Below are 3,340 nucleotides of genomic sequence, written 5' to 3'. Positions count from 1 at the left end.
GCGGGTCGGATAAATCCGACCCCTACATTACCATTCCCCGATCAGGTCGAGGACAGGTTTGTTTACTTTTTGGGGGACAATCATATTATGTAATTATCTGAAAACTAAAGTTAATAATTATAAGAGGTATCATCATGATTTTAGTAATTGATGTAGGTAATTTTCACACCGTTATAGGAGTATATAAAGAAGAAAAGTTGTTAGGCCATTGGAGAATATCCACTAATTTAAAAAAAACCGAAGATGAATATGGTATACTAGTAAAAGGTCTACTTGATAATTCTAAATTATCTTTAGCGGACATCAAAGGAATAGTTATTTCTTGTGTTGTTCCACCAATAATTTGGATATTAAAAAAGATGTCGGCAGATTATTTTAAAGTTTCTCCAATTATTGTAGGACCAGGGATAAAGACTGGGATTTATATTAAAACAGATAATCCTAAAGAAGTGGGGGCAGATAGGATTGTTAATGCTATTGCTGCTTATAAACTATATGGGGGGCCGGTGATAATTATAGATTTTGGAACAGCTACTACTTTTTGTGCGGTTAATAAAGATGGAGTTTATTTGGGAGGGGCTATTGCCCCCGGAATTGAGATTTCTGCAGAAGCTCTGGCTGAGAAGACCGCAAAATTACCTAAAATAGAAGTAACCAAACCCCAACATTCTATCGGCAGTAATACTATTGCTGCTATGAAGTCGGGAATATTTTTCGGATATTTAGGACTGACTAATGAGTTAATTAGGCGGTTTAAGAGAGAGCTGGGAGAAGATTCTTTGGTAGTAGCAACGGGTGGTTACTCAGAATTAATCGGTAACGAATGTAACTTAATTGATAAGATTAATCCTTTTTTAACTTTAATAGGATTATATTTAGTATATGAGATGAATAAATAAATTTCAATTTACCAATTAACTAATTTACCGATTGACCAATTAAATTAGTTAGCCAGTAAGTCGTGTAATATGTAACGTGTAACAAGTAACCCATGACCCGAAACTTGCCACTAATTACATATTACTCATCACTGTATTCTCTACGCTAAACGCTATCCGCTCTACGCTAATACTAAAAAATTTCCATATTAATGTCTAAAGACTTCACCGAATGAGTAAGAGCACCAACAGAAATTAAATCTACTCCGGTTTGAGCAATCTCTTTTGCTTTTTCCAGGGTAATTCCTCCTGATGCCTCAATTAAAGCCTTATTTTTAGCCATTTTTACTGCTTTTCTCATTATATCTAAATCCATATTATCCAGCATTATTATATCAGCTTGCATCTCTAAAGCTTCCTGGAGTTGAGATAAATTTTCTACTTCCACTTCAATTTTCATAGTATGAGAAATTCGTTTTCGAACAGAGCTTATTGCTGCCTTAACTCCTCCTGCTATAGCTAAATGATTATCTTTAATTAATACTGCATCATATAAACCAAAACGATGGTTGTATCCTCCGCCTATACGCACAGCATATTTTTCTAATATTCTTAGTCCGGGAGTAGTTTTACGGGTATCGGTGATACGAACTGGGAAATCTTTAACTTCTTGGCAGAATTGATAAGTAGTAGTAGTTATTCCCGACATCTTTTGTAGAAAATTTAAGGCTATTCTTTCACCCTTAAGAATGGTTTGAGCTGGACCAGTAATTTCGGCGAGAATTTCTCCCAGAGAAACCTTTATTCCATCTTTGATTTTAGCCTGGAAAGTAATTTCTGGATTTAACTTTTTAAAAACTAATTCAGCTATGCCAAGGCCAGCAATTATACCTTCTTCCTTTACTTTGATAATACCTTTGGCTTTTAAATCATAGGGTATGATAGATTCAGTGGTAATATCTCCGGTACCGATATCCTCTATTAAAGCTTGCTCTATTATTTTATCTACCTGAATATTTTCTTTTTCAAAAAAAATCATTTTTAAAACACCTCTTTGTATAGTCGTTAGTGAATAGTGGATAGTCGTTAGTTTCAAATATAAGTTTTCAGTTTACGGTTATCAGTTTACAGCGAAAAACTTAAAGCTACCTGTCTGCGTGCGTACACGCACAGGCAGGAAAACGCAAAACCATAATTCAAAACTCAAAACTTTTTCTCTTGTATTGTGTATTGCTTGTCACGGATAGGTTTTCCTTTTTTTCATTCTGGCTCCTGAATTCTATTTTATCTGCGAGACACTATTCGCGAGATATGTAATTGGAGAATCGGTAAATTGGCGAATTGGTCAATTTGTTAATATACAATATGTTTTTTCCAATTTATATCATCCCTCAGAGGAAAGTCTTTACGATAATGTGCTCCTCGGCTTTCTTCTCTCTGTAAAGCTGATAAGGTAACTAAATTAGCTAAACTAATAAGATTTGCTAATTCAAATTCTTCAGCAGTTTTTAATTCCAATTCCAATAAATATTTCCACTGGTTAATTTTTTGTTGTGCTTTGGTTAAATTTGAAGCGGTTCTAATAATTCCCACTTTATCCCACATAAGTTTCTGTAATTCTTTTTTTACTTTTTCTGGGTTGATTTTTTTGTATTTTTTTCGTGAAATATTATAAGAAATGTTTATTTCTTCACCTCTTTTTATAGAAAAAGGCAATCTACTTTCTTTAATTTTTTGAGCGATCCTATTACCAAAGACTAATCCTTCCAAAAGAGAATTACTGGCTAATCGATTTGCACCATGTACTCCCGTAGAAGCACACTCTCCACAGGCATAAAGATTAGCTAAATTAGTTTGTCCCCAGGTATCGGTTTTTATGCCTCCCATAGTATAATGAGCTGCTGGAGCTACTGGAATAAATTCTTTTTCAGGATTGATACCCAGCGAAAAACAGTTCTTATAAATAGTAGGGAAGCGTTTGGAAAATTTATCTTTTATCTTAGTAGCATCCAAAAAGACATAATTACTTTTAGTCTTTTTCATCTGGTCAGTAATTGCTCGGGTAACTATATCCCTGGGAGCTAATTCTGCCAGAGGGTGATAGGAGTGCATAAAGAGTTCACCTTTGATATTTTTTAATACCGCTCCTTCACCACGAACCGCTTCAGAAATTAGAAATTTAGGACTTCCCTGGTGATAGAGAGCAGTAGGATGAAACTGGATAAATTCTAAATCTGTAACTTTTGCTCCTCCTCTATAAGTTATAGCAATTCCATCTCCTGTGGCAACATCAGGATTGGTAGTATTATTAAAAAGTTGTCCTGCTCCACCACTGGCTAAAATGGTTGATTTTGCTAAATAGGCAATAATCTCTTTAGTATTGGTATCCAAAGTTAATAAACCATAGCAGATGTGATGATCAACTAATATATCTAACACTAAAATATTTTCTTTAATCTTTA

At 34.3% G+C, this 3,340-nt stretch carries 3 protein-coding genes; 1 reads left to right on the top strand and 2 read right to left on the bottom strand.

Annotated features, from left to right (window positions below; all coding sequences use genetic code 11):
* The first annotated feature begins 134 nt into the window (after nt 1–134).
* Nucleotides 135–899, top strand: coding sequence for a type III pantothenate kinase (locus tag COZ07_RS04005; RefSeq protein WP_406607297.1), 765 nt, complete (start codon nt 135–137; stop codon nt 897–899).
* Between the two features lie 172 nt (nt 900–1,071).
* Here COZ07_RS04005 and nadC read toward each other — a convergent pair whose 3' ends face one another.
* Together nadC and COZ07_RS03995 are read right to left on the bottom strand one after the other, a co-directional pair.
* Entirely contained in the window at nt 1,072–1,917 is an 846-nt protein-coding gene (nadC, locus tag COZ07_RS04000) for a nicotinate-nucleotide diphosphorylase (RefSeq protein ID WP_406607296.1), read from the bottom strand.
* A 314-nt stretch (nt 1,918–2,231) separates the two neighbouring features.
* A partial coding sequence (locus tag COZ07_RS03995; protein WP_406607295.1) for an L-aspartate oxidase occupies nt 2,232–3,340 on the bottom strand: 1,109 nt, incomplete at its 5' end.

It is taken from the genome of Candidatus Infernicultor aquiphilus (genome assembly GCF_002784285.1).
In the GTDB taxonomy this organism is placed as follows: domain Bacteria; phylum Atribacterota; class Phoenicimicrobiia; order Phoenicimicrobiales; family Phoenicimicrobiaceae; genus Infernicultor; species Infernicultor aquiphilus.
The sequence above is the reverse complement of the archived record's forward strand: the minus strand, read 5'-3'. Positions and strand labels throughout refer to the sequence as shown.